This window comes from Devosia sp. (assembly GCF_028290645.1).
Lineage (GTDB): Bacteria > Pseudomonadota > Alphaproteobacteria > Rhizobiales > Devosiaceae > Devosia_A.
On record NZ_JAQGJL010000423.1, the window covers coordinates 1 to 3,891 of the forward strand.

7 protein-coding genes are annotated in these 3,891 nt (G+C 60.9%); all 7 read left to right on the top strand.

From position 1 onward, the window contains the following. Window positions 1-336: 336 nt before the first annotated feature. A complete protein-coding gene (locus JWQ89_RS22430) occupies window positions 337-522 on the top strand; it encodes a hypothetical protein (RefSeq protein ID WP_299644882.1) in 186 nt (61 codons plus the stop codon). Further along, window positions 519-851 (top strand): hypothetical protein, encoded by a 333-nt coding sequence (locus JWQ89_RS22435; RefSeq protein WP_299644883.1) that lies wholly within the window; start codon window positions 519-521, stop codon window positions 849-851. The genes JWQ89_RS22430 and JWQ89_RS22435 overlap by 4 nt, the downstream gene beginning before the upstream one ends. Next, window positions 848-1,105: a hypothetical protein gene (locus tag JWQ89_RS22440; protein WP_299644884.1), complete on the top strand. Its 258-nt coding sequence runs from the start codon at window positions 848-850 to the stop codon at window positions 1,103-1,105. The genes JWQ89_RS22435 and JWQ89_RS22440 overlap by 4 nt, the downstream gene beginning before the upstream one ends. A 472-nt stretch (window positions 1,106-1,577) precedes the next feature. Beyond that, window positions 1,578-1,889 (top strand): hypothetical protein, encoded by a 312-nt coding sequence (locus tag JWQ89_RS22445; protein WP_299644885.1) that lies wholly within the window; start codon window positions 1,578-1,580, stop codon window positions 1,887-1,889. Further along, window positions 1,886-2,200, top strand: coding sequence for a hypothetical protein (locus JWQ89_RS22450; protein WP_299644886.1), 315 nt, complete (start codon window positions 1,886-1,888; stop codon window positions 2,198-2,200). The genes JWQ89_RS22445 and JWQ89_RS22450 overlap by 4 nt, the downstream gene beginning before the upstream one ends. A 72-nt stretch (window positions 2,201-2,272) precedes the next feature. Further along, window positions 2,273-2,920, top strand: a complete 648-nt coding sequence (locus JWQ89_RS22455; RefSeq protein WP_299644887.1) for a hypothetical protein — start codon at window positions 2,273-2,275, stop codon at window positions 2,918-2,920. A 2-nt stretch (window positions 2,921-2,922) separates the two neighbouring features. After that, a partial coding sequence (locus JWQ89_RS22460; protein ID WP_299644888.1) for a toprim domain-containing protein occupies window positions 2,923-3,891 on the top strand: 969 nt, incomplete at its 3' end.

Genomic DNA, 3,891 nt, shown 5'->3' on the forward strand with positions numbered 1-3,891 from the left:
TAGCCTGCACGAGACTGCGAAATGAGCCTGATGACTGAACCATTTGACTTTGATCGACCAAAGTTCAAAGTCGGGGATTGGGTGAAGGTCTGCCTAAGCCCCGAATGTCCTTTGCCGTTACACAAGCCCACGCCTACAAACCTTGTCGAGCACTACCCCGAACAGAACGGCATGACCGGCGAAATCATAGCTATTCACCGCCCGTCTAGTTCCAAGGGCCACCCGTATCTTGTGAGGCTGCCCCCCATTGACCACGAATGCTGTAGTTCCGGCTCTGGATTCTTTGCCGCTGTCGAACTTGAACCCCTCGCCGTCTAACGAAAAGGGGCCAGCCGCGTGAACGGCCAGCCCCAAAGCACGAAAGGAAAAACACCAATGACCTCAAGTTTATCACACCGCCACCCACCCCGCGAAGCCATCGAGGCGCTGAAGTTGGAGCCGCGGCCGGGCCGCCAGCTTCAAGATTGGGAAGTTGCGCTGCTCCAGGTGTGGGCCGAAGTCGAAGAGGAGCAGGGGGAATGAGTAGCGTCAAGCTAAGTGCGGCTGATCGCCAACGATGGCAGGGCCGACACGCCGCTGCGGTCCGGGCGCTCAAGCAGTATCCAACAATTCTCGTCGATACCGACCTCGTGATTATCGTTACCGATTACATAGCGGTGCTCGAATCAGCAAATGATTTTCTGAGAGATACGGCGACCAGGCCAACGGCAGAAGCCACGGAGCGCCTAGGGGGACAAGTTCAACTCCTTGAGGGAAGGCTGGCTGACTTAAAAGACCTTCGCGACACAACAGAGATGGCAGTGGACTCCATAAGAGCTTCATTTCAACAGTTAAGTGAGGCCATCTCATGACCTTCCTCGAACCGCGCCTGCTCGCGTCCCCCACGTCGCCGTCCCTCGGGGCGCTGTTCTGCGATCGCCGCACCATCTCCTTGTGCCTCGGCGAAGCGATCGAGGCCGTCTCCCAGGGCGGCGACTGGGCGCGGCCCCAGATCGACCAGCTCAACGCGCGGCTGGACGCGATCGAGGCGGAGATCAGCCAGCGCTCCGAATCCGAGTGGAGCGCCTACGACGTGCAGCGGTATCTGCGGGAGAAGGGGCGATGAGCGAGTCAACCGTAACGTGCCTACGGGCTGTTAGGGCTCGATTGGCGACACCGGACAAATGGACCAAGGGCGCATTGGCTAGAAAGGCTGATGGTAACGCTGTCAACCCCCATGATCAAGATGCCGTTTGTTGGTGCCTGAGCGGGGCAATGCTTGTCGAGGCTGAAGAGTTAGGCGAGGGGTCGATTAGTGGTTTCGAGAATGTCATCTACAGAACGACGCACGAGATAACCGGATCCTTCGACTACGTACTTTGGCAAGATCGCGATAATCGCACCCACGCCGAAGTCCTCGCCTTAATCGACCGAGCCATTCAGCTAGCCGAGGCCACCCGATGACGATTGCCGGGCCGTTGCTGGCCGAGGATCACGACCGACCCTACGAGTACCGCACGTTCCGAGTCGGGGACCGGGTGCGGGTGAGGCTGAGCCCGCGGGTGTTCGAGATGCGGGTTGAGGAGGAGGGGGAGTAGATGGAAGAGTTACTAAAGACCGTATGCCCTGACTGCGGGGCGCCTACGGTTTCGGAAAAGCAGCATGGCGGTATCTACGATGGGGCAGACCTCCATGCCTACGTGCCATCAGGCGACCTGGCGAAAGCAGAAGCCGTCAATACCGAATTCCTGTTCCGTGCAGCCGACGCCCTTGGTGAGTACATGGAAACTCACCAGCAAGCCGTTGAGGATCTTGATGGCTGGCGGAATCTCCTGACGCAATGGTCAGTCGCGGTAGGAACCTGGCGCGGCAGGCGACGAATCCTAGCTAAGAAGCGAGCCACCTCATGAGCCGTACCTACCCCACGCCCATCTCCGGCATCCTACCCCTCCACCCGCCACGGCCGGGCGTGGCCCGTCGGCTGGCGCGGTGGGCGTGTCGGCCGCTGGACCGCTGGGTCTATCTCCCGTTCAAGTTGTGGCTGCGCGATCGCGAGATCATCGCGCTCTACGCCGACGCGATCGACGACAGCCAGCGCGAGCGGGGCTATCGCCAGGCGGGACACTGGGGAGCATCAAAGCAGATCCGGGCGCGGATCGACGCCACCCTGACGATGATTGGCCGACTCGAGCGGGAGCGGGATGAGTTGACCAACACCTAGCGTTTCAATCGGCCTACGGGCCACGCAACGCGCACGCTCGGCGAACAGAGCGTTATAAAGGAGATACCCCGAATGTCCGAAGCACTAGCGACCTGGGAACCCAAAGGCATCTCGACCAACGAAGGCGGATCCGGCGATTGGTTCCCGATTCCCCAGGGCAACAAGTACATCTTCACGATCGACAACGTGACCCTCAAGCCGCCGAGTGGCCCGCCACGGATGGGACCAGATGGGAAGCCGCAGAAGCAGTACCCACGCGCGCTGTATCGTCTCAACCTCGTCGAGGCGCAGATCGAAAAGCTGAAAGTCTTTACCGCGTCGAAGCGCGACCCTGGCCAGGATCAATCCACGTCGGTCTGGGCGTCCTTCAATTACACCTGGGGATTCTTGCGGGATGGCCAGCTCCAAGTCACGAAGCTCTTCACGTTCTGCGCCAGTGCCGGCGGCTTCCTCGTCACCGACGACATGAAGGCGTGGGTACTCAACGGGGGGCGCTTGGACCCGGATTGGTTCAAGGGGATGGTTTTCCGAGGCGCGGTGAGTCACGTGCCCAAGCAAACCGGCGGCGGCGTGTGGGTCAATGTCGACCCCATCCTGAGCGACGAGCACAACGCCGAGAATCGCGACCTGCTCGCCGGGCGTCTCGAGCGGGAAGACTCGGAGCTGTTCGCCAAGATCCAAAACGGCACGACCGGCACCGACACGGATCTACCGTTCTAGCCATGTCAGTAGCACTCGACCGCATCCTGTCGCATTTCCCCGACGCGCGGAAGTCGGGCAAAGGGTTTGAGGCCCGTTGCCCCTCTCACGACGATCGGAAGCCTTCGCTGAGCATCGGCGAAGGTGACGACGGTCGAGTCCTGATCCACTGTCAGCAGGGCTGCCCACCCGATCGGGTACTCGCAGCCCTGGGACTGTCCTTACGCGACCTCTGGAGCGACCCACTCGTATCCATCGGGGTCAAGGTGGAGAAAGTCCACCTGGCGCCCAATGGCAATGGGGTGACCCTCAAGGGGCAACCGCGTCAGGGCCGCATCGTCGCGACCTATCCTTACGTCGACGAAACGGGCGAGCTCCTCTACGAAGTTGTGCGGTGGAACCCCAAAGGGTTCACCCAACGACGGCCGGACGGCCGCGGGGGTTATGAGTGGACGATCAAGGGAGTGCGTCGCGTGCTCTATCGTCTGCCGCAGCTCCGAAACGCTGACCCGTCCCGACCCGTCTTCCTGGTCGAAGGCGAGAAGGATGTCCACTGTTTAGAGGCCCACGGCTATGTGGCCACGACGAGCGCTCAAGGCGCCGATAGTTGGTCCAAGGGCGAGGGCGCCTACGAGGAAGAACTCGCAGGGCGACACGTGGTCATCCTTCCCGATAACGACGAGGACGGAGACAAGTACGCGACCGAGGTAGCTTCGTCACTCTCCGGCATTGCCACGTCGTGCCGGATCGTGCGCCTACCCGGACTATCTCCGAAGGGTGATATTTCCGAGTGGTTCGACCTGGGCCACACAACCGACGAACTGGACGAGCTCGTAGCGTCGAAGGCGGTCGTCGCGCCGGTGCGATTCACAGTCCACTGGGCTGATGAAGCCTGGGACACTGAAGATGACATCGAGTGGATTGTTGAATGTTTGTTTAGTGCCGGCTCGGTCAGCATCCTCTACGGCGCCCCAGGGACGAAAAAGACCTAC